30 protein-coding genes are annotated in these 21,485 nt (G+C 64.6%); 20 read left to right on the forward strand and 10 right to left on the reverse strand.

What is annotated here, in order from left to right:
• Positions 1 to 40: 40 nt before the first annotated feature.
• Positions 41 to 325, reverse strand: coding sequence for a hypothetical protein (locus G4G27_RS14505; RefSeq protein WP_345940641.1), 285 nt, complete (start codon positions 323 to 325; stop codon positions 41 to 43).
• Between the two features lie 59 nt (positions 326 to 384).
• Between G4G27_RS14505 and G4G27_RS14510 the strand changes: the two genes are divergently transcribed.
• From G4G27_RS14510 to G4G27_RS14540, 7 genes are all read left to right on the forward strand, one after another.
• A complete protein-coding gene (locus G4G27_RS14510) occupies positions 385 to 1,155 on the forward strand; it encodes a hypothetical protein (protein ID WP_183109319.1) in 771 nt (256 codons plus the stop codon).
• A gap of 167 nt (positions 1,156 to 1,322) precedes the next feature.
• Positions 1,323 to 1,715: a fluoride efflux transporter CrcB gene (gene crcB, locus G4G27_RS14515; protein ID WP_183109320.1), complete on the forward strand. Its 393-nt coding sequence runs from the start codon at positions 1,323 to 1,325 to the stop codon at positions 1,713 to 1,715.
• On the forward strand, positions 1,712 to 2,881 hold the full coding sequence (locus tag G4G27_RS14520; protein WP_183109321.1) for an RluA family pseudouridine synthase: 1,170 nt from the start codon (positions 1,712 to 1,714) through the stop codon (positions 2,879 to 2,881). The genes crcB and G4G27_RS14520 overlap by 4 nt, the downstream gene beginning before the upstream one ends.
• A 12-nt stretch (positions 2,882 to 2,893) precedes the next feature.
• On the forward strand, positions 2,894 to 3,490 hold the full coding sequence (locus G4G27_RS14525; protein WP_183109322.1) for an FMN-binding negative transcriptional regulator: 597 nt from the start codon (positions 2,894 to 2,896) through the stop codon (positions 3,488 to 3,490).
• A complete protein-coding gene (locus tag G4G27_RS14530; protein WP_183109323.1) occupies positions 3,487 to 4,152 on the forward strand; it encodes an HAD-IA family hydrolase in 666 nt (221 codons plus the stop codon). The genes G4G27_RS14525 and G4G27_RS14530 overlap by 4 nt, the downstream gene beginning before the upstream one ends.
• 238 nt (positions 4,153 to 4,390) lie before the next feature.
• On the forward strand, positions 4,391 to 4,612 hold the full coding sequence (locus tag G4G27_RS14535) for a hypothetical protein (RefSeq protein WP_183109324.1): 222 nt from the start codon (positions 4,391 to 4,393) through the stop codon (positions 4,610 to 4,612).
• 7 nt (positions 4,613 to 4,619) lie between these two features.
• Positions 4,620 to 5,303: an ATP12 family protein gene (locus tag G4G27_RS14540; protein ID WP_183109325.1), complete on the forward strand. Its 684-nt coding sequence runs from the start codon at positions 4,620 to 4,622 to the stop codon at positions 5,301 to 5,303.
• Positions 5,304 to 5,475: 172 nt separating this feature from the next.
• Here G4G27_RS14540 and G4G27_RS14545 read toward each other — a convergent pair whose 3' ends face one another.
• The 3 genes from G4G27_RS14545 to gmk all read right to left on the reverse strand — a co-directional run bounded on the left by G4G27_RS14545 (position 5,476) and on the right by gmk (position 7,660).
• Positions 5,476 to 5,910 (reverse strand): hypothetical protein, encoded by a 435-nt coding sequence (locus G4G27_RS14545; protein WP_183109326.1) that lies wholly within the window; start codon positions 5,908 to 5,910, stop codon positions 5,476 to 5,478.
• A 119-nt stretch (positions 5,911 to 6,029) separates the two neighbouring features.
• Complete coding sequence (locus G4G27_RS14550) at positions 6,030 to 6,788, reverse strand: MauE/DoxX family redox-associated membrane protein (protein ID WP_244624341.1); 759 nt, start codon at positions 6,786 to 6,788, stop codon at positions 6,030 to 6,032.
• A gap of 206 nt (positions 6,789 to 6,994) precedes the next feature.
• Positions 6,995 to 7,660, reverse strand: coding sequence for a guanylate kinase (gmk, locus tag G4G27_RS14555; protein ID WP_183109327.1), 666 nt, complete (start codon positions 7,658 to 7,660; stop codon positions 6,995 to 6,997).
• A gap of 19 nt (positions 7,661 to 7,679) precedes the next feature.
• On the opposite strand from gmk, the gene G4G27_RS14560 reads away from it, so the two are divergent.
• Entirely contained in the window at positions 7,680 to 8,267 is a 588-nt protein-coding gene (locus tag G4G27_RS14560) for a DUF2585 domain-containing protein (RefSeq protein ID WP_183113811.1), read from the forward strand.
• A 2-nt stretch (positions 8,268 to 8,269) separates the two neighbouring features.
• Here the strand turns inward: G4G27_RS14560 and G4G27_RS14565 are convergent, their stop codons facing one another.
• The 4 genes from G4G27_RS14565 to G4G27_RS14580 form a co-directional block, all read right to left on the reverse strand.
• Positions 8,270 to 8,467: a hypothetical protein gene (locus G4G27_RS14565; RefSeq protein ID WP_183109328.1), complete on the reverse strand. Its 198-nt coding sequence runs from the start codon at positions 8,465 to 8,467 to the stop codon at positions 8,270 to 8,272.
• Positions 8,464 to 8,682 carry a hypothetical protein gene (locus G4G27_RS14570; RefSeq protein WP_183109329.1) on the reverse strand — a complete coding sequence of 73 codons (219 nt, stop codon included), beginning with the start codon at positions 8,680 to 8,682 and terminating at the stop codon, positions 8,464 to 8,466. Before G4G27_RS14570 ends, G4G27_RS14565 begins: the two co-directional genes overlap by 4 nt.
• Positions 8,683 to 8,768: 86 nt before the next feature.
• Entirely contained in the window at positions 8,769 to 10,145 is a 1,377-nt protein-coding gene (gene fumC / locus G4G27_RS14575) for a class II fumarate hydratase (protein ID WP_183113812.1), read from the reverse strand.
• A 123-nt stretch (positions 10,146 to 10,268) separates the two neighbouring features.
• Positions 10,269 to 10,751, reverse strand: coding sequence for a ClpXP protease specificity-enhancing factor SspB (locus G4G27_RS14580; RefSeq protein ID WP_183109330.1), 483 nt, complete (start codon positions 10,749 to 10,751; stop codon positions 10,269 to 10,271).
• An 89-nt stretch (positions 10,752 to 10,840) separates the two neighbouring features.
• Here G4G27_RS14580 and hisB point away from each other — a divergent pair, with 89 nt between their 5' ends.
• The 9 genes from hisB (at position 10,841) to G4G27_RS14625 (ending at position 16,780) form a co-directional block, all read left to right on the forward strand.
• A complete protein-coding gene (gene hisB, locus G4G27_RS14585; protein ID WP_183113813.1) occupies positions 10,841 to 11,428 on the forward strand; it encodes an imidazoleglycerol-phosphate dehydratase HisB in 588 nt (195 codons plus the stop codon).
• Position 11,429: 1 nt separating this feature from the next.
• Complete coding sequence (locus G4G27_RS14590; RefSeq protein WP_244624342.1) at positions 11,430 to 11,738, forward strand: YciI family protein; 309 nt, start codon at positions 11,430 to 11,432, stop codon at positions 11,736 to 11,738.
• Complete coding sequence (gene hisH, locus G4G27_RS14595; RefSeq protein WP_183109331.1) at positions 11,735 to 12,340, forward strand: imidazole glycerol phosphate synthase subunit HisH; 606 nt, start codon at positions 11,735 to 11,737, stop codon at positions 12,338 to 12,340. The genes G4G27_RS14590 and hisH overlap by 4 nt, the downstream gene beginning before the upstream one ends.
• Positions 12,337 to 13,071: a 1-(5-phosphoribosyl)-5-[(5-phosphoribosylamino)methylideneamino]imidazole-4-carboxamide isomerase gene (hisA, locus tag G4G27_RS14600; RefSeq protein ID WP_183109332.1), complete on the forward strand. Its 735-nt coding sequence runs from the start codon at positions 12,337 to 12,339 to the stop codon at positions 13,069 to 13,071. The genes hisH and hisA overlap by 4 nt, the downstream gene beginning before the upstream one ends.
• A gap of 169 nt (positions 13,072 to 13,240) precedes the next feature.
• Positions 13,241 to 14,011: an imidazole glycerol phosphate synthase subunit HisF gene (gene hisF / locus G4G27_RS14605; RefSeq protein WP_183109333.1), complete on the forward strand. Its 771-nt coding sequence runs from the start codon at positions 13,241 to 13,243 to the stop codon at positions 14,009 to 14,011.
• Between the two features lie 85 nt (positions 14,012 to 14,096).
• Positions 14,097 to 14,276, forward strand: a complete 180-nt coding sequence (locus G4G27_RS14610; protein WP_183109334.1) for a hypothetical protein — start codon at positions 14,097 to 14,099, stop codon at positions 14,274 to 14,276.
• Between the two features lie 31 nt (positions 14,277 to 14,307).
• Complete coding sequence (locus G4G27_RS14615) at positions 14,308 to 14,628, forward strand: phosphoribosyl-ATP diphosphatase (RefSeq protein WP_183109335.1); 321 nt, start codon at positions 14,308 to 14,310, stop codon at positions 14,626 to 14,628.
• Positions 14,629 to 14,703: 75 nt separating this feature from the next.
• Entirely contained in the window at positions 14,704 to 15,081 is a 378-nt protein-coding gene (locus tag G4G27_RS14620; protein ID WP_183109336.1) for a histidine triad nucleotide-binding protein, read from the forward strand.
• 100 nt (positions 15,082 to 15,181) lie between these two features.
• Complete coding sequence (locus tag G4G27_RS14625; RefSeq protein WP_183109337.1) at positions 15,182 to 16,780, forward strand: amino acid permease; 1,599 nt, start codon at positions 15,182 to 15,184, stop codon at positions 16,778 to 16,780.
• A gap of 115 nt (positions 16,781 to 16,895) precedes the next feature.
• Here G4G27_RS14625 and G4G27_RS14630 read toward each other — a convergent pair whose 3' ends face one another.
• Positions 16,896 to 17,894, reverse strand: a complete 999-nt coding sequence (locus G4G27_RS14630; protein WP_183109338.1) for an adenosine kinase — start codon at positions 17,892 to 17,894, stop codon at positions 16,896 to 16,898.
• Positions 17,895 to 18,088: 194 nt separating this feature from the next.
• Here G4G27_RS14630 and G4G27_RS14635 point away from each other — a divergent pair, with 194 nt between their 5' ends.
• From G4G27_RS14635 to G4G27_RS14645, 3 genes are all read left to right on the forward strand, one after another.
• Entirely contained in the window at positions 18,089 to 18,787 is a 699-nt protein-coding gene (locus tag G4G27_RS14635) for an EI24 domain-containing protein (protein WP_183109339.1), read from the forward strand.
• On the forward strand, positions 18,784 to 19,158 hold the full coding sequence (locus tag G4G27_RS14640; RefSeq protein WP_183109340.1) for a hypothetical protein: 375 nt from the start codon (positions 18,784 to 18,786) through the stop codon (positions 19,156 to 19,158). The genes G4G27_RS14635 and G4G27_RS14640 overlap by 4 nt, the downstream gene beginning before the upstream one ends.
• 539 nt (positions 19,159 to 19,697) lie before the next feature.
• Entirely contained in the window at positions 19,698 to 20,108 is a 411-nt protein-coding gene (locus G4G27_RS14645; protein WP_244624343.1) for a hypothetical protein, read from the forward strand.
• A gap of 264 nt (positions 20,109 to 20,372) precedes the next feature.
• Here the strand turns inward: G4G27_RS14645 and queG are convergent, their stop codons facing one another.
• A complete protein-coding gene (queG, locus tag G4G27_RS14650) occupies positions 20,373 to 21,461 on the reverse strand; it encodes a tRNA epoxyqueuosine(34) reductase QueG (protein WP_244624716.1) in 1,089 nt (362 codons plus the stop codon).
• Positions 21,462 to 21,485: the final 24 nt, after the last annotated feature.

The following is a 21,485-nucleotide window of genomic DNA, read 5'->3' on the forward strand; positions in this document are numbered from 1 at the left end:
AGCGATCACCGGGCCTTTTTTAATCCAGCGATAATGAAGATCAGAGCAGGCCGCCGCCGATGAACAGGCGGATCGCGCAGATGATCACCAGCACGATGTTGAGGTTGCGTCCCATCTTGCTCGATGACAATGCGCCAAGCGCGATGCCGACGATCCCGATCGGGATGGTCAGCCAGTTGAGCCAGCCAAGCAAAGGAATGAAGCCGATCAACGTCAGGAGCAGGACGAGGAGGCCGATGAGGATCGAGAAAATGTTCAGCATGAGGCGAACATGACGATCGCACACCGCCTGCGCAAGAGGTGATCTCGCGACGAGCGACTTCATCGCCAACGCTATCTTAACCCATTTCTGCGCAATGATTTAAGCCTGTGCGGGAGCGTTTTATGGTTCGCAGTCGGTTTGGTTTAGCGATGGTTCTGGTCCTGCCCGTGGCGCTTGCCGCGTGCGGGCCGCGCGAGGGCGAGCGCAATCTCGATTCGCTCGACCAGGAGCTGATCGACGGCAATTCGGCGGGAAACACGCGCGACCCGGCCTTGATGAGCGCATTGCAGGACCAGATCATGGTCGATCCGACGCTCGCCTCGCAGGCCAATAACGACGCCGTCCGTCCCCCTGCCCAGCCCTATTCGGGTGCGGTGCCCGCCGACGGAATCGCTGGCGGGGCCCGTGCCGGCGCGGGCGCCGGAACAAGCGAAGCGGTGAAATCCACCCCCGCGCCGAAAGCCGGCGGCTGCGCGCAGTGCGACGCGGCGCGCGAATCGCTGACGCTCGGCGCGCTCGCCGCGCGGCAAAAGGATCCGCGGACCGCCGATTGTGCCAGCAAGATGCGCTATTCGACACGCTGGGTGCAGCGTTTGCCCGCCGACCTGCCGCTTTATCCCGATGCGCGGGTCAGCGAAGCGGCCGGTGCCGAGGGCGGGGGCTGCGCATTGCGCGCGGTCAGCTTCGCCACATCGGCCTCGCTGCAGAGCGTGCTCGACTGGTATTATACGCGCACCACCAATGCCGGTTATTCGGCCGAGCATGAGGCGGACGGCGCCGAACACGTCCTTGGCGGTACGCGCGACCGCGACGATGGCGCGTTCGCCTTGTTCCTGACCAAGCGTGGCGATGGTGGCACCGACGTGGATCTTGTGGCGAATAACGGGCGCTGAACGGGCTGACGGTTCGCAAACCAAACAAGTCGGGGTGTCGGGTTGGTGATTACTCCCTCCAGCAAAGTCCCGTACTTGGCTCCACGGTGTAGTCACGTGACAAGTCCGGGGTGACGGGCGGACGCACGAAGGTTCTCTTTCCCCGCCATCCGCGCTAACGCAGCGCCATGAATTCCCTTCTTCTAGTCATGGCCGGCGGCGCGATCGGTTCGGGCGCGCGTTTTCTCACCGGGCGCGCGACGCTCGCCTGGTTCGGGCCGTCCTATCCGTGGGGCACGCTTGCGGTGAATTTGATCGGCGGGTTCCTGATGGGCGCGCTGGTTGGCGCGCTCGCGCGTGCATCGGGGATAGGAGGGGCCGTATCGGGTGAGAATTGGCGGCTGCTGCTTGCGGTCGGCGTGCTTGGCGGGTTCACCACGTTCTCGGCCTTTTCGCTCGACACGGTGCTGATGCTTCAGCGCGGCGAGCTGTCGATGGCCATTATCTATGTGCTGGCGTCGGTGATCGGATCGATCGCCGCATTGTTCGCCGGCCTCGCACTGACAAGAGTAGTAGCATGAGCGATTCCCCGAAAGCCCCGAAGCCCGCCAAGGGCGGAGAGGATAATGTCCGCCAGTTCAATGTCGGTCTCGACGATGACGGCATCCGGCTCGATCGCTGGTTCAAGCGACATTTGCCCGACACCAGCTTCACCACCGTCGCCAAATGGGCGCGCACCGGGCAATTGCGCATCGATGGCGCGCGCGCGACGCCGGGCGATCGCATCGCCACCGGCCAGACGATCCGCGTACCGCCGGCCGAACCGGTGCGCGAGGATGCGCCGAAGAAGCGCGAGCGCCCGCCGCTGAGCGACGAACAGACCGACTATATCCGCGAGATGGTGATCCACCGCGACAAGCAGGCGATCGTGCTCAACAAGCCGCCCGGCCTCGCCACGCAGGGCGGGACCAAGACGCACGAGCATGTCGATGGCCTGCTCGACGGGCTGCAGTTCGATGGCGAGAGCCGGCCCAAGCTGGTCCATCGGCTCGACAAGGATACGTCGGGCGCCTTGCTGATCGCGCGCACCACGCGCGCGGCGGCGTTCTTCGCCAAATCCTTCTCCTCGCGCAGCGCCAAGAAGGTCTATTGGGCGCTGGTCGTCGGCGTGCCGGCGATCGATGACGGCATGATCGAACTGCCGATCGCCAAGCAACCAGGCAGCGGCGGCGAGAAGATGCATGTCGACGAAGCCGAAGGCAGCCCGGCGCGCACCCGCTACCGGGTGATCGAGCATGCCGGCAACAACACCGCCTGGCTCGAGCTGATTCCCTATACCGGGCGCACGCACCAGCTTCGCGTGCATCTTTCGGCGATCGGCCATCCGATCGTCGGCGACGGCAAATATGGCGGACAGGCCGCGTTCCTGACCGGCGCGATCAGTCGGAAGATGCATCTCCATTCGCGGCGCATCAAGATCGACCATCCCGATGGCGGCGAGATCGAAATCCAGGCCGAGCTGCCGGCGCATTTCGCCGAGAGCTTGAAACATCTCGGGTTCGACGAGATGCTTGGCAACATGATGCCGCTCGACACGCCGCCACCGCCGAGCAAGGCGGTGAAGAAACAACAGGCGAAGCAGCACGCCAAGAATATGCGCAAGGATCGCAAGGGTGAACGGCGGCGGCGCGGCGAGCGCAGCGAGGCCCCCGCCCGCCCCGCGCGTCCGACGCGACCCGCGCGCTGAGCCCGGTAACCAATGCATCCCAATCCCGTATTCCGCCCCGGCGATGAGGCCGGGATGCTCGACTGGGCGGTCGGGATTGGCTTCGCGCATATCTTTGTGACCACGCCGGACCTGCCACTGGTGGTTCACGCGCCGGTCGTCACGGTCGGTGAGCGGCGGCTGCGCTTCCATGTCGCACGCGCCAATCGCGCGACGCCGCATCTCGATGGTGCGCGCGTGCTGCTCAGCATTGCCGGCGCGCAAGGGTATATCACGCCCAACTGGTACGTCGCGCCCGGACAGCAGGTGCCGACATGGGATTATACGGCGGTCGAGATCGACGGCGTGGCGCGTGCGTGCGACGATGACGCGCTGGTCGAACAGCTTGACCGGCTCGCCGCAATCCATGAGCCGCGCGTGATTCCGGAGAACCCGTGGACGCGCGCGAAGATGGATGAGGATCGCTTTCGCGCGATGCTGCGTGCGATCATCGCCTTCGAGGTCGAGATTGACGGGATTCGCGGCACGCGCAAGCTGAGCCAGAACAAGTCCGCCGCGGACCGCGCCGGCGTCGTCGCCGGCCTGATGCGCAGTGGCCATGCCGACCTCGCGCGCGAAATCCCGCAATGAACCGCCTCGCCTTGTTCGATTGCGATGGCACGCTGGTCGATAGCCAGGCCAATATCTGCCAGGCGATGGAAGAAGCGTTTATGCTCCACCGGCTCGATCCGCCCGGCCGGAACGACATTCGCCGCGTCGTCGGGTTGAGCCTGGTCGAAGTGATGCGCAGCCTGCTGCCCCATGCCGAGGACGCGCAACACCGTGCGTTGGCGGAGGATTACCGTGTCACCTTCCTGCGCTTGCGCACCGCCGGCGCGCTGACCGACGAGCCCTTGTTCGGCGGCATGATCGCGGCGCTCGATGCGCTGGCGGCATCGGGCTGGGTGTTCGGCGTGGCGACCGGCAAGTCCGATCGCGGCCTGATCCGCGTGCTTGACGAACATGGTATCAAGGCGCGCTTCGTGACGCTGCAGACCGCCGATCGCCACCCGTCCAAACCGCATCCGTCGATGATCGAAACCGCGATCCGCGAAGCCGGCGCCTCGCCCGAAACGACGGTGATGATCGGCGATACGAGTTATGACATGCTGATGGCGCGGGCCGGCAATGTCCGTGCGCTGGGCGTGGCATGGGGCTATCATCCGGTCGACGAACTGATCGCGGCCGGCGCGCATGCGATTGCCAAGGATGTCGCGGATTTGCCGGGACATATGGAAACGATAAAGGCCTGATCTTCCCGTTCGTCCGGGCCCTTCGATTGCCAAAAACCGTTCGTGCTGAGCTTGTCGAAGCACCGCCATCCTCACACACCACCGTGCTTTGGGGGTACGAGCCCTTCGACAGGCTCAGGGCGAACGGTAGTATTGGGTCGCACATAGCGAAATCTGGTATAAACGCCGCGCCAAGGTTTCTCGACTTCGCTCGAAACGAACGGCAAGTGTGATCATCCAACCCGTGCAAGGCACCGCAATGACCGATCCGGAAACCACCGCCCGCAACCGTTATTTCCTGATCGCCGGGTCGCGCATCGCCGGGGTCGCCGGCGCGCTGCTCGGGCTGGTGCTGATCGGCCGGGCGCAGATCCTCGAACAGAAGATCCTCGGCACCGCGATCGTGCTGTCGGCGCTGCTGATGGTCGCAATCGTGCCGCGCGCGCTCGCCCGCCGCTGGCGCAGCCCGCCCCAGGATTGAGCCGGGTATGAAGCGCTTCTGGACCGATGTGGCGACCGACGCAGACGGCGTCGTCACACTCGACGGCAAGCCGGTGCGCACGCCCGGCCGCGCGCCGCTCGCCATTCCATTCACGCCTCTGGCCGAAGCGGTGGCCGATGAATGGCGCGCGGTGAGCGGCGAGATCGATCCGCGCACGATGCCGCTGACCGGGCTGGCCAATGCCGCGATCGAACGCATCGGCGCCGACCCGGGGAGTTTCGCCGCCGGCCTCGCCGTGTTCGCCGAAAGCGACCTGCTTTGTTACCGTGCGGAGGATCCGCCGGCGCTGGTCGAGCGCCAGGCGCTGTTATGGGATCCGCTGCTCGACTGGGCGCGCACGCGTTACGACGTGCATTTCGAGCTGGTCATGGGGATCATGCACCGCGCGCAGCCGCCGCTGACCATCACCCGCCTGAGCGACGCGATCACGGCACGAACGCCATGGGAACTGGCCGGACTGGCGCCGATCGTGACGATCGGCGGCTCGCTAATCGCCGGCCTCGCGCTGATCGAGGATGCCGCGAGCGCCGGGGACATATGGCGCGCGATCGAACTCGACGAGGATTGGCAGGCCGAACAATGGGGCCGCGACGACCTGTCGCTTGCCGCGCTCAAATCGCGGCGGCGTGATTTCGATGCCGGGGTGCGGTTCCTGGAGCTGATTGCTTAGGGTCGGTTGACTCTGGCTTGTCACTCCCGCGAAGGCGGGGGTCCCGCTGCCTTGCCCCGCACTGGAAGGAGAAGCGGGATACCCGCGTTCGCGGATATGACGTGGGATCAGGCAGGTAGGATGGGACGGCAAAACGGCGCGAAAGCCATGCCTTCGCGCCGTTTCGAACCGGTCAGTTGCAGACGCGAACCGCGGTGCGCTGTCCGGAATAGTCGTCCCAGCGGGTCTCGACATGGCAGCTTCCATAACCGCGCTGGCCGTAACCATCGCGGCGGTCATAGCCGTTATAACCATTGTCGCGATCATAGGCGCGGCGATCGTCATAGCCCCGGTCGTCACGATAATCACTGTAACCATCGTCGACATAGGTTTCGCGATAGCCGTTCTGGCGATAACCGCGATGATGGCCGCGACGGCGGTCGTTTGCGCTCGATGCGATCGCAGCGCCGATCGCCAGGCCGGCGATCCCGGCGATGATCGCGATGCCGCCATTGTCGTTGCCGCGATGACGGCCGCCATAACGCTGTGCTTCGGCAGGTGCGGCGGCGGTCAGTGCCGTTGCGCCGAGCGCGAGGGCAAGCGTTGCTTTGGTGAACACGGTCGTCATGGCTTCTACTCCAGGAGCAGCCCCGATGACGTCCGGTACGGGCGTCGGGTCGTGCAGCTTGTCGACACATTTGCGCCACCCGCCGTGAACCGATGCAGAATGCGCTTTGCAGCCGCCATTCATCTCATCGGCATCGGTGCGATCATCATCCACAGCGCCATCGCGACCATCATCACATTCTCGGTCAGCGACACAAAACCGAGCGGCACTTTACTGTCGCCGCCCACACAGGCGCATTTGATATCGCGCTTATCGATATAGACCGCCTTGATTACCGACACCGCACCGATCCCGCCGATCACCAGCGCGATCGGCACCGACAGCCACATCAGCGCGCCCGACAGCATCAGCACGCCGGCCAATCCTTCCGCATAGGGATAGATATAGCCGTACGGCACCCAGCGCCTGGCGAGCAGGTCATAGTTCAGGAACATGCTGGAAAAGCTCTCGACATTCTGCAGCTTCAGCATCGCCAGCACGCACATGCTGAGCGCGATGAACCATTCGCCCGCGCGGACGGTGAACGGCGTGCCGAACACCGTATAACTCACGGCCAGCGCCATCAACGCGGTCATCGCGAACAGCGCGATCACCGGTCGGTAGAGCGTCGCCTCCGGATCGCGCACGCTTTTGCCAAAGAAACGGCGCAGATCGTCATAGCCGCCGATCCGTTGGCCATCGATAAAGGTCTGCGGCGTCGTCGCGACACCATGCTCGGCCTTGAACGCATCGGTCTGCGCGCGGGTCGTAAGCCAGCGATCGTCCACGTGATAGCCCTGACGCGTGAGCAAATCCTTCGCCTTCAGGCCGAACGGACAGACATGGTCCTTCATCACCATACGATAAAGAATGGATCGACGGGTATCGGGGCTGGTCATTTCAAGTCTCCGGAAGCGTGCCTTGTCGCTCCCAGCCCCTATACGCTCCGTACCATGGTACGGAGTCAAGCGTTGGTGATGATAATGATTGCGCGGCTCTTTCGCGACGGCGATGTGGGGTGGAGACAGCGCGCGATTGGCCCGATCACAGGTACAAAACACTGCCGCTAAACTGGTGCCCCTCTCCCAGCCGGAGAGGGACGCTGTCAGCGCAGCAGTTTGCGGATGAAGCCGATGATCCCGGTCTGGCGCGAGCGTTTGAGCTTCTCCGCCGCAAGGATGGTCTTCACGCATTCGAAGCATTGTTCGACATCGTCATTGACCAGGACATAGTCGTAACCGTCCCAATGGCTGACTTCATTGGCGGCGCGCGCCATGCGGGCGTTGATCACGTCCATCGAATCGGTCGCGCGCTTTTCCAGCCGGTCGCGCAGGATCGGCATCGACGGGGGCAGGATGAAGACACGAACCACGTCGCCGCCGGCGAGCTGGTGAAGCTGCTGCGCACCCTGCCAGTCGATGTCGAACAATATGTCGCGCCCTTCCTCGAGCACGTGCCAGACCTGCGCCTTGGGCGTGCCGTAGCGATGGTCGAAGACATGCGCCCATTCGAGGAATTCATGGTTCGCCGCCATTTCGCGAAAGGTTTCGAGATCGACGAAGTGATAATCCACGCCATCGACTTCACCCGGGCGCGGCGGGCGCGTGGTGTAGGACACCGACATGCTCAGTTCGGGTTCGTCGGCGAGCAGCTTTCGCGCGATGGTCGATTTGCCCGCGCCCGATGGCGAAGACAGGACGAACAGCACGCCGCGACGCTTGAACCCGTGCGGGTCGTCGGCGGACTCGAATGGCTTTGCGGAGGACGGCATGGGCGCTAATGGCGGCGCAATGGGGAATGCGTCAAGTCACGCGCGATGGGATCGCGACAAAAGCTGGTTGATCATCGCAGCGCTGATCGCGCTGGCGGCGGTTCTGATCCTGCTCGCGATGGGGCGCACGCCGGTCTGCGCCTGCGGCACGATCAGGTTTTGGCATGGCCAGATCAATTCGCCCGAGAACAGCCAGCAATTGAGCGACTGGTATTCGCTCAGTCATTTCATCCATGGGCTGATCTTCTACGGCCTGACCTGGCTGGCGTTGCGCAAGCGGCCGGTCGGCATGCGCCTGGCGCTGGCGGTGCTGATCGAATCCGGCTGGGAAATCCTCGAAAACTCGCCCGTAATCATCGACCGCTACCGCGCCGCGACGATCGCGATCGGTTATACCGGCGACAGCGTGCTCAATTCCGCATCCGATATCGCCTTCATGGCATTCGGGTTCCTGATTGCGCGGAAATTGCCCTGGTGGGGCAGCGTCGCGGTGGCGATCGCGCTCGAACTGCTCGCGCTATGGGTGATTCGCGACAATCTGACGCTCAATGTGTGGATGCTGGTCGCGCCGAGCGATGCCGTGCGCGCCTGGCAATCCGCCGGCTGAGGTCAGCCTGTCTTGCTCGCCTTGCGCCGGTCATAGGCCTTTTTCGCGACATAGGCGCCGCCCAGCGCCAGCCCGATCGGACCGAGCCGGGTGATCACGCGACTGGCGACTAGGCCGATCGCCGCACCTTTCAACCCGCCCTGCCCGTCGCGCCGGTCGATTTCCGCGCCAAGCAGCGCGCCGATTAGTCCGCGGATCATGCCGTTTTCTCCGATGGGCCGAACGCCCTTTCCTTCAATTCGGCGGCACCACGCAGCACCGCCCAGCCGACCGCATAGGTCACCGCGAGCGGCACCACGACCTTCAGCACATTCGCGGTGATCGCGCCGTAGATCGCGCCATCCGCCGCGCCATCATCGCCGCTCATCGAATCGATCGCGCCGCCGATCAGCGCGCCAATGGTCGTTGCACCCATGTGATTGTCTCCGTGGTTCGCCGGGCTAAGCGTTTGACGGAGCGGGGAGTTCCATCGCTCCTCCCCCGCAGGGGGAGGAGTTTAGGTCACACCATTTCTTCCGGCCGCACCAGGCGGTCGAAAGTCTTCGCATCGACCAGGCCCAGCGCCAGCCCGGCCTCTTTCAGCGTCAGTCCCTCGGTATGGGCGTGCTTGGCGATCTTCGCCGCATTGTCGTAACCGATCTCCGGCGCAAGCGCAGTGACCAGCATCAGCGAGCGGTCGACCAGTTCGGCGATCCGCCCGCGATTGGGTTCGAGCCCATCGACGCAGCGTTCGGCGAAACTCTCCATGCCGACGCTGAGCAAGTCGATCGAGCGCAGCACATTGGCGCCGATCAGCGGCTTGAACACATTGAGTTCGAGATGCCCCTGCAGACCACCGATGGTGATCGCGACATGATTGCCGATCACCTGTCCCGCAACCATGGTCAGCATCTCGCACTGGGTCGGGTTGACCTTGCCCGGCATGATCGAACTGCCGGGCTCGTTCGCGGGCAAGTCGAGTTCGCCGAGACCGGAGCGCGGCCCCGAGCCGAGCAACCGGATGTCGTTGGCGATCTTGGTCAGCGCCACCGCAAGCGTGTTGAGCGTGCCAGAGAGATGGACCAGCGGATCGTTCGAGGCGAGCGCCTCGAACGCGTTCTCCGCCGGCACGAAAGGCTGGCCGGTGATGCCGACCAACGCCGCGCAGAATTCACCGGCGAAATTCTCCGGCGCGTTCAGCCCGGTGCCGACCGCCGTCCCACCTTGTGCGAGGCGGCCGACGCCGTTCATCAGCCCGCCATCGATACGCTTGCCGCAGCGATAGACCTGATTGGCATAGCCGGAGAATTCCTGGCCCAAAGTCAGCGGCGTCGCGTCTTGCAAATGGGTGCGCCCGATCTTGACGATATCGGCCCAGGCGTCCGCCTTGGATTGCAGCGACGCCCGCAGCCGCTCCAGCGCGGGGAACAGCCGGTCGCGCACCGCCATCGCCGCCGCGATGTGCAGCGCGGTCGGGAAACTGTCGTTGGACGACTGGCTCATATTGACGTGATCATTGGGGTGGACCGGCGTTTTGCCGCCCCGCGTGCCCGTCATCACCTCATTGGCGCGTCCGGCGATCACTTCGTTGACGTTCATGTTACTTTGCGTGCCCGAGCCGGTCTGCCAGATGACCAGCGGGAATTGATCGTCGAATTCACCGCTGACGATTTCGGCGGCGGCGGCCTCGATCGCGTCCGCGATCTTCGCATCCAGGCCGTACGCGCGATTGACCCGCGCCGCCGCCTGTTTGACCAGCGCGAGCGCGTGGATGATGCCGATCGGCATGCGTTCCTGCGCGCCGAACGGAAAATTCTCGATCGAACGCTGAGTCTGCGCGCCCCAATAGGCGTTGGCAGGGACTTCGACGGGGCCGAGCGAGTCGGTTTCGGTGCGCATTTCCTGAGACAAATAAACCTCCGTTCGCCCTGAGCATGTCGAAGGGCCGCTTTTTTCTGAAACGGAAGTAAGGAAGAACGGTGCTTCGACAAGCTCAGCACGAACGGTAGGGAGATATTCTTCCTACTTCTTGCGCTTGAAATCCACCGCGACGACGTTCGACCCGTCCTCGACCGGCATGACGGTCGGGCCGTCATTCTCCGCCTCGTCATGCGGATCTGGGCCATCTGGGCCATCCTGCGCCTGGAAGCGGAGTTCGAAATTGACCGAAGGGTCGTGGAAACCCGTCACCGCCGCATAGGGGATGACCAGTTTCGAGGGCACCTGGTTGAAGCTCAGCCCGACCGAGAAGCGCTCATCGTCGACGATCAGGTCCCAATAGCGATTCTGCATCACGATGGTCATCTCGTCGGGGAAACGCTCGATCAGGCGCTGCGGGATATCGACGCCGGCGGCCTGAGTCTTGAAGGTGATATAGAAATGATGGTCGCCGGGCAGACCGCCATTGGCCGCGACCGAACCGAGCACGCGCCCGACCACGGCACGCAACGCCTCCTGGACGATTTCGTCATAGGGAATCAGGCTGTCGGGCAATCCATCACTCATGCACCCTTGGGTAGCGGGCTTTGGACGCCCGTCAAGATTGTGCGGTCAAGATTGCATGCGCGGCGCGCCGCGTTATGGGGAACGCCATGATGCGCACCGCCACGATCAGCCGCTCGACCAGCGAGACCAGTATCGACGTCACCGTCAATCTCGACGGCACCGGCGTCTACACCATATCGACCGGGATCGGCTTTTTCGATCACATGCTCGAGCAGCTGTCGCGCCATTCGCTGATCGATCTCGACGTGAAGACGGTCGGCGACCTGCATATCGACCAGCACCATACGGTCGAGGATACCGGCATCGCGATCGGCGAGGCGATCGCCAAGGCGCTTGGCGACAAGCGCGGCATCCGCCGTTACGGCGACGCGCTGTCACCGATGGACGAGACGCTGACCCGCGTCGCGCTCGACATATCCGGCCGGCCGTTTCTGGTGTGGAAGACCGAATTCAGCCAGAAAAAGCTCGGCGAGATGGACACCGAGATGTTCGAACACTGGTTCCACAGCTTTTCGCAGGCGGCCGGCATCACGCTGCATGTCGAGACGCTGTACGGGCAGAACAACCACCATATCGCCGAAGCCGCTTTCAAGGGGCTGGCGCGCGCGCTGCGCACCGCGGTCGAGATCGACACACGCAAGGCCGATGCGATCCCCAGCACCAAGGGGATATTGTAAGGTGGTCGCACGGCCCGACGCGCCGCTGTGCATGATCCTGTTGCGCTATCGGGCGCCGCTCGATCAGGTCGATGCGCACATGAAAGCGCATGTGGCATGGCTCGAAAAAGGCTATGCCGAGGGCATCTTCATCGTATCCGGGCGCCGCGCGCCGCGCACCGGCGGCGTCATCCTGTCGCGCGGGCATCAGCGCGATGTAGAAGCGCTCGTCGCGACCGATCCCTTCGTCATGTCGGGCATGGCCGAAGCCGAGGTGATCGAGTTCGGTGCGAGCATGGCAGCGGATCGATTTGCCGCCCTGCTGATATGAGCATCGCGCTGATCGACTATGGCGCGGGCAACCTCCACTCCGTCGCCAATGCGCTGAAGGCGGCCGGCGCGACGGGAATCGCGATCACTGCCGATGCGGCGCTGGTGGCAAAGGCCGACCGCATCGTCCTGCCCGGCGTGGGCGCGTTCGGCGCCTGTGCGGCTGCGTTGCGCGCGGTGCCCGGCATGGTCGATGCGATCGAGGCGCGCGTACGTGGTGACGGCGTCCCGTTCCTCGGCATCTGCGTCGGCATGCAATTGATGGCCGCAACCGGCGAAGAACGCGGCACACACCAAGGGCTCGGCTGGATCGATGGCAGCGTCAGCCATCTGACCCCCACCGATCCCGCTGCCAAGGTGCCGCATATGGGCTGGAACGATGTCGTGCCCGGCCGGCCCCACGCGCTGATCGAAGCGGGCGAAGCTTATTTCCTGCACAGCTATGCGTTCGAGGGCGCCGATGTGCTGGCGACGACCGGCCATGGCGGCCCGGTCACCGCCGCGATCGGCCGCGACAATATGATCGGCGTGCAGTTCCATCCCGAAAAGAGCCAGGCCTATGGTCTGGCGTTCCTCTCGCGCTTCCTGGAGTGGCGGCCATGACCCTCATCGTCTTCCCCGCGATCGACCTCAAAGCGGGACAGGTCGTGCGCCTGGCCGAGGGCGATATGGATCGTGCGACGGTCTATGGTGACGATCCCGCGGCGCAGGCGATGATCTTTGCCGAACAGGGCGCGGATTATCTTCATGTCGTCGATCTCGATGGCGCCTTTGCCGGCGCTTCGGTCAATGGCGAAGCGGTGGCGGCGATCGTCGCGCAATTCCCCGGCCATGTGCAGCTCGGCGGCGGCATTCGCAATCGCGAGTCGATCGAGAAATGGTTCGACCTCGGCGTCTCGCGCGTCGTGATCGGCACCGCCGCGCTGGAGAATCCGGACCTGGTGCGCGAAGCGGCGAATGATTTTCCCGGCGGCATCGTCGTCGCGGTCGATGCCAAGGATGGCATGGTCGCGACGCGCGGCTGGGCCGATGTCTCGACCATCGAAGTGGTCGATATGGCGCGCCGGTTCGAGGATGCCGGCGTTGCCGCCTTGCTGTTCACCGATGTCGGACGCGACGGCATGCTGAAGGGGTGCAACGTGCAGGCGACGGTCGACCTGGCGCGCGCGGTGCGCATCCCGGTGATCGCCAGCGGCGGCGTGAAGGGCATCGCCGAGATCCATGTGCTGGCGTTGCATGCGCGCGACGGGATCGAGGGCGTGATCACCGGACGGGCATTATATGATGGGCGGCTCGATCTGGCCGCGGCGCTGAGCGTGGCGGCGGCGGCGTGAGGGGTGTTGATCTTGCCCTCTCCCGGCCAGGGAGAGGGTTGCGCAGACTTGGTCCGCGTCCTTCACGCGGGCCTAGTCGTAGCTGGGAGAGGGCGATTCTTCTTTTAGGCCGCAGACGCGGCCTGCCCCTCTCCCAACCCTCTCCCCGGACGGGAGAGGGCTTTAAGTCATGACTCTCCGCGCGCGCGTGATCCCGTGTCTCGACGTGGCCGATGGCCGCGTGGTCAAGGGTGTCAATTTCGTCGACCTGCGCGATGCCGGCGATCCGGTCGAACAGGCGCGCGCCTATGACGCGGCGGGTGCCGACGAGCTTTGCTTCCTCGACATCACCGCAACGCATGAAGCGCGCGGCACGATTCTCGACGTGGTGCGGCGCACCGCCGAGGTGTGTTTCATGCCGTTGACCGTCGGCGGCGGTGTGCGCACTCCGGACGATGCGCGCGCGCTGTTGCTCGCCGGCGCGGACAAGGTCGCGGTTAATTCGGCCGCCGTCGCGCGGCCCGAACTGGTCGCCGACATGGCCGACCGCTTCGGCAGCCAATGCGTCGTCGCCTCGGTCGATGCGCGCCGCGTCGCGGATGGATGGGAAGTGTTCACCCATGGCGGCAGGCGCGCGACAGGCATCGACGCGGTCGCCCATGCGCTCAACCTGGTGCGGCTCGGCGCGGGTGAACTGCTGGTCACGTCGATGGACCGTGACGGCACGCGCGATGGTTACGACCTCGACCTGATCCGCACCATCGCCGACCAGGTCGCGGTGCCGGTCGTCGCCTCGGGCGGGGTCGGGTCGCTTGCCGATCTGGTCGCCGGAGTGTGCGAGGGTCATGCCAGCGCAGTGCTGGCCGCCTCGATCTTCCATTTCGGCGAAGCAAGCATTGCCGACGCCCATGCCGCGCTGGCGGCCGCGGGCGTGCCGGTGCGGCGGCCGGTGACGGCGTAGCAGCGCTTAACCGGCCGTTCGTTTCGAGCGAAACGAACGAAGGAAGGTACGAGTAATTTAACCGCTCGCTCCTACACCTCCCGGCATGCGATTCCTGCTCCTTCTCCTGATCACCACCCCGGCCTTTGCCGCCCATACCGGCGTGCCGAAGATCCGCACCGGGCCGGAACTGTCCGACATCGCGCTGTTCGTGATGGCCGCGATCGGCGTCTATCTCGTGCGCCGTGCGATGCGCGCGCGGTTCGCCAGGCGTCCAAAGGATTGACCTGAAGGCCAGGCTGCGCCAGCCAGCGCGCATGGCCGAAGATTTCCTGACCACACTCGAAACCGTGATCCGCGACCGCCGCGGCGCCGACCCGGCGACCTCCTATACCGCAAGCCTGTTCGCCAAGGGGCGCGCGAAGATCGCGCAGAAACTTGGCGAGGAAGCGGTCGAGACCGTCATCGCGGCGATGCGCGACGACCGCGCCGAACTGATCGGCGAGGCGACCGACCTGATGTTCCATCTGCTCGTGCTGCTCGCCGATGCCGGCCTCGGCCTTGACGACATCCGTGCCGAGATGATCCGGCGCGAGGGTGTGTCGGGTATCGACGAGAAAGCGGCGCGGCCGAAATAACCTGTTCGTGCCCAACAGGGGCTGAGAACGAACGGTTTTTCGGATAACAACGATATGCGGACCGAAAGGATAGATATGCCGATCGATGCCACCAAACCCTATGACGACCAGAATATCTTCGCGAAGATCCTGCGCGGCGAAATCCCGTCGAAGCGCGTCTATGAGGACGAGCATGCGATCGCCTTTCTCGACATCAATCCACAGGCGCCGACGCACATCCTGGTAATCCCGCGCGGCGCCTATGTCTCATGGGACGATTTCAGCGCGCGCGGGTCGGACAGCGAAATCGCCGGCTTCGTGCGCGCGGTGGGCGAAGTGGCGCGCAGTGCCGGGCTGGTCGCGCCGGGATATCGGCTGCTCGCCAATACGGGAACCGAATCGGGCCAGGAAGTGCCGCACCTCCATGTCCATGTCTTTGCCGGAAAACCGCTTGGTCCGATGCTTGCCCGATAAGGGCGCGCGATAGGGGATTGCACGAGGCGGTTTTGCCACTAGGCTCCGGCGCTTCGCACGGCGGCCAACGCCGGCATTATGATCTTCAGGGGATTTGTTGATGATATTCGGGCGTGTAAAATCACTCGACGCCATTCTCGCGACAGCCGAGAAGAAAGGCTTGCACCGGTCGCTCGGTGCGTTCCAGCTGACCATGCTGGGCGTCGGCGCCGTCATCGGCACCGGTATCTTCGTGTTGACGTCGGAGGCCGCGCAAAAAGCCGGCCCGGGCATGCTGATCAGTTTCATGATCGCCGGCTTCGTCTGCGCGGTCGCGGCGCTGTGTTATTCGGAACTCGCCTCGATGGTGCCGGTGTCCGGATCCGCTTACACCTATACCTATGCCGTCACCGGCGAAGTGCTCGCCTGGATGGTCGGCTGGGCATTGATCCTCGAATATGCGGTGGGCGCCAGCGCGGTCGCGGTCGGCTGGTCCAACCATGCGGTCGGGTTGCTCAGGGGATTGGGGCTCGACGTACCCGCCGTCATCAGTAACGGCGACGCGCTGATGGCGAAGGTCCAGATCGCCTTTGGCGCGACGGTGACACCCGATCTCATCACCGCGACTCAGGTCGGCGGTTATTTCAACCTGCCGGCGGTGATCATCTCGGTGCTGGTCACCGGCCTGCTGATCCTCGGCACGACCGAGAGCGCACGCGTCAACGCGGTGCTCGTCGCGATCAAGATCCTCGCCCTGACCGCCTTCGTCATGCTGACCATCCCGGTCCTCAAGGCCGAGAATTTCACTCCCTTCGCGCCGACCGGCGCGACCGGCGTGCTTGGCGCCGCGGCCTCGATCTTCTTCGCTTATGTCGGCTTCGACGCGGTTTCGACCGCGGCCGAGGAAACCAAGAACCCGCAACGCAACGTGCCGATCGGCCTGATCGCCAGTCTCGGCATCTGTACTCTCTTCTACATTCTGGTCGCCAGCGGCGCGATCGGTGCGATGGGCGCACAGCCGGTTACGTCGCTGACCGGCGCGGTGCTGGCACCGGGGTCGGCCGAAATGGCCGGGCGTTGCGCGTCGATCGTCGGCGGCGGAGCGGTCGAGCCTCTGGTCTGCTCCAAGGAAGCGCTGGTCCATGTCCTCGACACGATCGGCTGGCATTCGATCGGCCGGCTGGTCGGCCTTGCCGCGGTGCTCGCGCTGCCATCGGTCGTGCTGATGATGATGTTCGGCCAGACCCGCGTCTTCTTCGTGATGGCGCGTGACGGCCTGTTGCCGGCGAAGCTCGCCAGCGTCCATCCGCGCTACAAGACGCCGCACGTCGTGACCGCAGTCACCGGCGTCATGGTGACCATCGCGGCGGCGATCCTGCCGGTCGGCAGACTCGCCGATTATTCCAACTCCGGCACGCTGTTCGCCTTCATGATGGTGGCGATCTCGGTGATGGTGCTGCGGTTGAAGGATCCGTCGCGCAAGCGGCCGTTCCGTACGCCGGCGGTGTGGATCATCGCGCCGCTCGCGATCGTCGGCTGTATCGGGCTGTATGTGTCGCTGCCGTGGCTCGCGATCCTCGTTCTGCCGATCTGGGGCGGAATCGGCCTGCTCGTCTACTTCCTCTACAGCCGTTCGCGCAGCCATGTCGGGCGCGGCTTGGACGAAGTGAACGAGGGACTGGTCGGCGACCTCGAGCCGCCGGTGCCGGGCACCGAGTGACCTGATCGTCAAACGACACAAGAAAGGGGCCGGGAAGAAATTCCCGGCCCCTTTTCTTTGTGGTCCGCGCGTCCAACCCGGCTTTTGGCCAGGGATTGGGGGACGCGCGCGAGACTTAGCCGAGCTTGCTTGCCGCCAGCGCCTTCATGTCGACCATCGGCCGCGCGCCGATATGCGAGATGATCTCCGCCGCGCAGATCGCGCCAAGGCGGAGCGACTGCTCGACGGACTTGCCCTGTGCCTGGCCGGTCAGGAAACCGGCCGCGAACAGATCGCCAGCACCCGTCGTGTCGACCACCTTGTCGATCGGCTCGGCCGCGACCGACACGGTCGTGCCGCCCGACACCGCGATCGCGCCACGCTCGCTGCGCGTCACCACCAGCATCGGCACCTGCGCCGCCGCCGCCGCGACCGCCGCGTCGAAATCGTCGGTCTCCATCAACGCGAAGATTTCCGCTTCATTGGCGAACATGATGTCGATCAGCCCGTCGGCCATCAGCTTGCGGAAATCGCCGCCATGGCGCGAGATGCAGAACACGTCGGACAGCGTGAAGGCGACCTTGCGCCCCGCCTTGCGCGCGACTTCGATCGCAGCGCGCATTGCCTGGCGCGGTTCTTCCGGATCCCACAGATACCCTTCGAGATAGAGGATTGCGCCGCTCGCGATCAGATCGCGGTCGAGCGCGCTTGCCGGCAGGAACTGCGATGCGCCAAGGAAGGTGTTCATCGTACGCTGCCCATCGGGCGTGACGAAGATCAGGCAGCGCGCAGTGGTCGGCGCGCCATCGCGCGCGACGGTGCCGAAAGTCACGCCGGTGGCGCGGATATCATGCGCGAAGACTTCGCCGAGCTGATCATTGGCGACCTGGCCGATAAAGCCGCAACGCGCGCCGAGCGCCGCCATGCCGGCAACGGTGTTCGCCGCCGAACCGCCGCTCGCCTCGATGCCCGGGCCCATCTTGGCATAAAGCGCATCGGCATCCTCGGGCGAGAACATCAGCTGCATCGATCCCTTGGCCATGCCCTCTGCAGTGATGAAGGCGTCGTCGGTGTGCGAAAGGACATCGACGATCGCGTTGCCGATCGCGACGACGTCATAAGCTGGGGTGGTCAAAACAAGGTCTCCGGACATGTAAAAATCCGTTCGTCCTGAGCTTGTCGAAGGACCATTCTTCCATTGCCGGGCAGGCAGGAAAGAACGGGGCTTCCACAAGCGCAACCCGAACGGGAAAGGAATTGCCCTAAATTGCGCGTCGCATTGGCGCAACCGCCGTTGACGTACCCCGCATCTCGACGCACCAAGCACGGATGATCCGCGCCTTCTTCCTGTCGGTCGGCCAACTCGGCGACAAGCGCATCATTCTGGTGTTCCTGAAATCGCTCGCGCTGACCGGCGTCATCCTCGCAGCGATCGGCGCGGGATTATGGTTCGGCGCGCAATCCTTGTTCACCTGGTTCGGCGCCAGCACGAGCGCGGCGGGACTGGCCGGGCTGGCCGCGGCGATCGGCGCGGTGCTTGCCGCCTGGCTGCTGTTCCGCGCCATCGCCATCGCGGTGATCGGCATCTTCGCCGACGAAGTGGTGCTGGCGGTCGAGCAGAAACATTATCCGCAGGCACTGGCGCAAGCGAAGGACGTACCGCTTGGCCGGTCGATCGCGATGGGGCTCGGCTCGGCCGGGCGCACCCTGCTCTACAATGCGATCCTGTCGCCCGCCTATCTGTTGCTGATCGTTACCGGCGTGGGCACGCCGATCCTGTTCTTCGCGGTCAATGGCTGGCTGCTCGGCCGCGATCTCGGCGATATGGTCGCGGCGCGGCACATGCCGGCCGAGGCGATGAAGGAGTGGCGCGGATCGACCTGGGCGAGCCGTTATGCGCTCGGCCTGATCGGCACCGCCGTGTTCGTCGTGCCGATCGTCGCGATCCTCGCGCCGATCATCGGCGCGGCAATGGCCACGCACTGGTTCCACGGGCGCGTGGGGTTTCACCAAGGACGTAAGACATGAAGAAATTGCTGATTGCCGGCGTGCCGGGCCTGCTGCTCGCGGGCTGCGCGACCACTGGCACCCCCGCTCCAGTGCATGTTCGCCCGCCATTCGTGCCGATCCCGGCCAACACCGTCGGCCTGGAACGCGTGATCGGCCAGAATGCCCGCGGCCTGGTCGCGATGTTCGGTCGACCCGGCGCCGATATGCTGGAGGGCGATGCGCGCAAGCTGCAATTCCAAAGCGGGACCTGCGTGCTCGACGCCTATCTCTATCCCAAGGGCAAGGCGGAACCGGTGGTCACCTATATCGACGCACGGCAAAGCGACGGCAGTCCGGTCGACCGCGCGAGTTGCGTGGCGGCGCTGTCGATGAAGGCGCAGGGGAAGTAAGCGCGGCGGGCGGGGTTAGGCGGTTATGGGGGCGGCAACCATCACGCCGATAGGCTATCGGTAGTCAACTGCCGTTCGCTAGCGGGTCTTTATCAGGCGCGCTACCGTTCTGCAAAACCGTCCAGACGGCATCGCGCCAATCTGCCCAGAGAGCCCGATCTATTGGCTCACCTTGCGGAGCGCTACCGTCCGATCCGTGCGTGCGATTAGTCGAACTAAGGATATTCGCGATATTATCCTCTGAACGCCCGCCCACTTCCCACCAGACCTCCAAGAAGCGCCGCATTGCGTCAAACGCCGCGAGTTCGTCCATGGTGCGGAGTGGCGGCGTGCCGGTCCAATCAGTCATACTGGATATTGTAAACCGGGTGGCAATGTCCGCAAGTGGGTCGATTGCCGACAGGCGGCTATTTCGCCCGAGATTTGTCGATCTGCCTTTAGAGCAGTCAGTCGCCATGATGACACGCTATATCGAAGGCGCAAATGGTTGCCCGCTCCGTTCATTTTGCGGTCAGGTTTATCCGGCGTATAAGCGAGGGATGACCCGTTTAACGCCCCCGCTCTTTCGTGCCTTCCCGATCGCGCTTGTCCTTGTCGCGGGAGTTTCCTGCTGGTCGACGGCGTCGTTGGCGCAATCGACACCGGCACCGGCGACGACAGAGCCCGCTCCCCCCTCGACCGGCGATACGATTCGCCTGACCGACGAGCAGCGCTGGGCGATCCTGAACAGCAACACCGAGGAAAGCGCCGCTGCTGCTCGCGGTGAAATGGTGGGATCGGAACGCGCCGGACGGGGCATCCATGGCGAAATGGGCGTCATGATCGGCACGCATGGCACGCGCAGCGTCTATGGCACGGCGGAGATTCCCCTTGGCGATAGCGCGGCGGCCACAGTGTCGTTCGAAAGCAGCCGCTTCGGATATCCGGCTCGGAAACCGAACTCGCGATAATATCTCGATTACCGGCCATACCGTGCCGGGTGCATCACTCGACATCCTGCCGTCCTGAAGGCTCGCTCGTCCGCGAGCGGCGAAATGGTCGAAAGCGGATGCCGTCACGCGACGGTTCAAGCCAGAGCGCTTATGGGTTGAACGGAATTACCTCTTTCCGTTCGTTTCGAGCGAAGTCGAGAAACCTCGCACAGCGCTCATGGTCTGTTTCTCGACTTCGCTCGAAACGAACGGGGAATGAGCTGAACCCAAAAGCGTCTGGGATCACACCCACTCAGCCACGACGTTCTCATCAGCCTCGGCAACGAGCCGCTCGTGCCGCTCAGCCATCCAGTGCGCCTGATCCAACCGCGAGAGCGCCCAGACCGCCGCGCCGCGCACCACTGCCGCCGGATCATCCAGCAACCCGGCCACCATGCCGACCAGCTCGGCCTTCCCGCTATTGCCGGCCGCGATCAGTGCGTTGCGCACCATCCGGTCGCGCCCGATGCGCTTGATCGGCGAGCCCGCAAACACCTGGCGGAACCCCGCATCGTCGAGTGCCAGCAAGTCGGCGAGATAGGTCACCGCCAGTTCGGCGCGCGGCGCGAACGCCATGTTGGCATGGGCGGCCTCGGCGAACTTGTTCCACGGGCACACCGCCAGGCAATCGTCGCAACCATAGATGCGGTTGCCAATCGCGGCGCGAAATTCGAGCGGGATCGGTCCGGCATGTTCGATCGTCAGATAGGAGATGCAGCGCCGCGCATCCAACCGGTACGGCGCGGGGAACGCATTGGTCGGGCAGGCTTGCTGGCACGCGTCGCACGACCCGCACGTATCGCTGCCGCCACGATCGGTGGCGAGATCGGCGGTGGTGTAGATCGCGCCGAGGAACAGCCAGCTGCCATGGTCGCGGCTGACCAGATTGGTGTGCTTGCCTTGCCAGCCCAGCCCGGCCGCCTCGGCCAGCGGCTTTTCCATCACCGGCGCGGTGTCGACGAACACCTTGACGTCCGCGCCCTCGAGCTCGCCGACCAGCCAGCGCGCCAGCGCCTTCAGCGCGCGCTTCACCACATCGTGATAATCCTGCCCTTGCGCGTAAATCGAGATGCGCCCGACATCGCCTTCCCCCGCCAGCGCGAGCGGATCGCTTGCCGGCGCATAACTCATGCCGAGCGCGATCACGCTCTTCACCTCGGGCCATAAAGCGGCGGGGCTTTCGCGATGATGCGCGCGTGCCTCCATCCAGATCATCTCGCCATGCGCGCCCTCGGCGAGCCATTGGCGCAACCGCTCGGCAGTGCGCGGCGCGGCATCGGCACGCGCGACGCCGCATGCGGCAAAACCGAATTCGGCCGCCTTCGCCTTCAGGCGATCGGTGAACTGCCCATCCGC

It is taken from the genome of Sphingomonas sp. So64.6b, assembly GCF_014171475.1.
In the GTDB taxonomy this organism is placed as follows: domain Bacteria; phylum Pseudomonadota; class Alphaproteobacteria; order Sphingomonadales; family Sphingomonadaceae; genus Sphingomonas; species Sphingomonas alpina_A.

Bases quoted from the DNA above. Each gene is read 5' to 3' on its own strand.
- G4G27_RS14620 (WP_183109336.1), top strand. From the start codon at position 14,704: ATGCCGATCGATGCCACCAAACCCTATGACGACCAGAATATCTTCGCG.
- G4G27_RS14520 (WP_183109321.1), top strand. From the start codon at position 1,712: ATGAGCGATTCCCCGAAAGCCCCGAAGCCCGCCAAGGGCGGAGAGGAT.
- G4G27_RS14535 (WP_183109324.1), top strand. From the start codon at position 4,391: ATGACCGATCCGGAAACCACCGCCCGCAACCGTTATTTCCTGATCGCC.
- crcB (WP_183109320.1), top strand. From the start codon at position 1,323: ATGAATTCCCTTCTTCTAGTCATGGCCGGCGGCGCGATCGGTTCGGGC.
- G4G27_RS14560 (WP_183113811.1), top strand. From the start codon at position 7,680: ATGGGGAATGCGTCAAGTCACGCGCGATGGGATCGCGACAAAAGCTGG.
- G4G27_RS14645 (WP_244624343.1), top strand. From the start codon at position 19,698: ATGACCCGTTTAACGCCCCCGCTCTTTCGTGCCTTCCCGATCGCGCTT.
- G4G27_RS14580 (WP_183109330.1), bottom strand. From the start codon at position 10,751: ATGAGTGATGGATTGCCCGACAGCCTGATTCCCTATGACGAAATCGTC.
- G4G27_RS14545 (WP_183109326.1), bottom strand. From the start codon at position 5,910: ATGACGACCGTGTTCACCAAAGCAACGCTTGCCCTCGCGCTCGGCGCA.
- G4G27_RS14570 (WP_183109329.1), bottom strand. From the start codon at position 8,682: ATGGGTGCAACGACCATTGGCGCGCTGATCGGCGGCGCGATCGATTCG.
- hisA (WP_183109332.1), top strand. From the start codon at position 12,337: ATGACCCTCATCGTCTTCCCCGCGATCGACCTCAAAGCGGGACAGGTC.
- G4G27_RS14610 (WP_183109334.1), top strand. From the start codon at position 14,097: ATGCGATTCCTGCTCCTTCTCCTGATCACCACCCCGGCCTTTGCCGCC.
- G4G27_RS14530 (WP_183109323.1), top strand. From the start codon at position 3,487: ATGAACCGCCTCGCCTTGTTCGATTGCGATGGCACGCTGGTCGATAGC.
- G4G27_RS14640 (WP_183109340.1), top strand. From the start codon at position 18,784: ATGAAGAAATTGCTGATTGCCGGCGTGCCGGGCCTGCTGCTCGCGGGC.
- G4G27_RS14625 (WP_183109337.1), top strand. From the start codon at position 15,182: ATGATATTCGGGCGTGTAAAATCACTCGACGCCATTCTCGCGACAGCC.
- G4G27_RS14505 (WP_345940641.1), bottom strand. From the start codon at position 325: ATGAAGTCGCTCGTCGCGAGATCACCTCTTGCGCAGGCGGTGTGCGAT.
- hisF (WP_183109333.1), top strand. From the start codon at position 13,241: ATGACTCTCCGCGCGCGCGTGATCCCGTGTCTCGACGTGGCCGATGGC.
- hisH (WP_183109331.1), top strand. From the start codon at position 11,735: ATGAGCATCGCGCTGATCGACTATGGCGCGGGCAACCTCCACTCCGTC.
- G4G27_RS14540 (WP_183109325.1), top strand. From the start codon at position 4,620: ATGAAGCGCTTCTGGACCGATGTGGCGACCGACGCAGACGGCGTCGTC.
- G4G27_RS14565 (WP_183109328.1), bottom strand. From the start codon at position 8,467: ATGATCCGCGGACTAATCGGCGCGCTGCTTGGCGCGGAAATCGACCGG.
- G4G27_RS14635 (WP_183109339.1), top strand. From the start codon at position 18,089: ATGATCCGCGCCTTCTTCCTGTCGGTCGGCCAACTCGGCGACAAGCGC.
- hisB (WP_183113813.1), top strand. From the start codon at position 10,841: ATGCGCACCGCCACGATCAGCCGCTCGACCAGCGAGACCAGTATCGAC.
- G4G27_RS14615 (WP_183109335.1), top strand. From the start codon at position 14,308: ATGGCCGAAGATTTCCTGACCACACTCGAAACCGTGATCCGCGACCGC.
- G4G27_RS14525 (WP_183109322.1), top strand. From the start codon at position 2,894: ATGCATCCCAATCCCGTATTCCGCCCCGGCGATGAGGCCGGGATGCTC.
- fumC (WP_183113812.1), bottom strand. From the start codon at position 10,145: ATGCGCACCGAAACCGACTCGCTCGGCCCCGTCGAAGTCCCTGCCAAC.
- G4G27_RS14550 (WP_244624341.1), bottom strand. From the start codon at position 6,788: ATGACCAGCCCCGATACCCGTCGATCCATTCTTTATCGTATGGTGATG.
- G4G27_RS14510 (WP_183109319.1), top strand. From the start codon at position 385: ATGGTTCGCAGTCGGTTTGGTTTAGCGATGGTTCTGGTCCTGCCCGTG.
- gmk (WP_183109327.1), bottom strand. From the start codon at position 7,660: ATGCCGTCCTCCGCAAAGCCATTCGAGTCCGCCGACGACCCGCACGGG.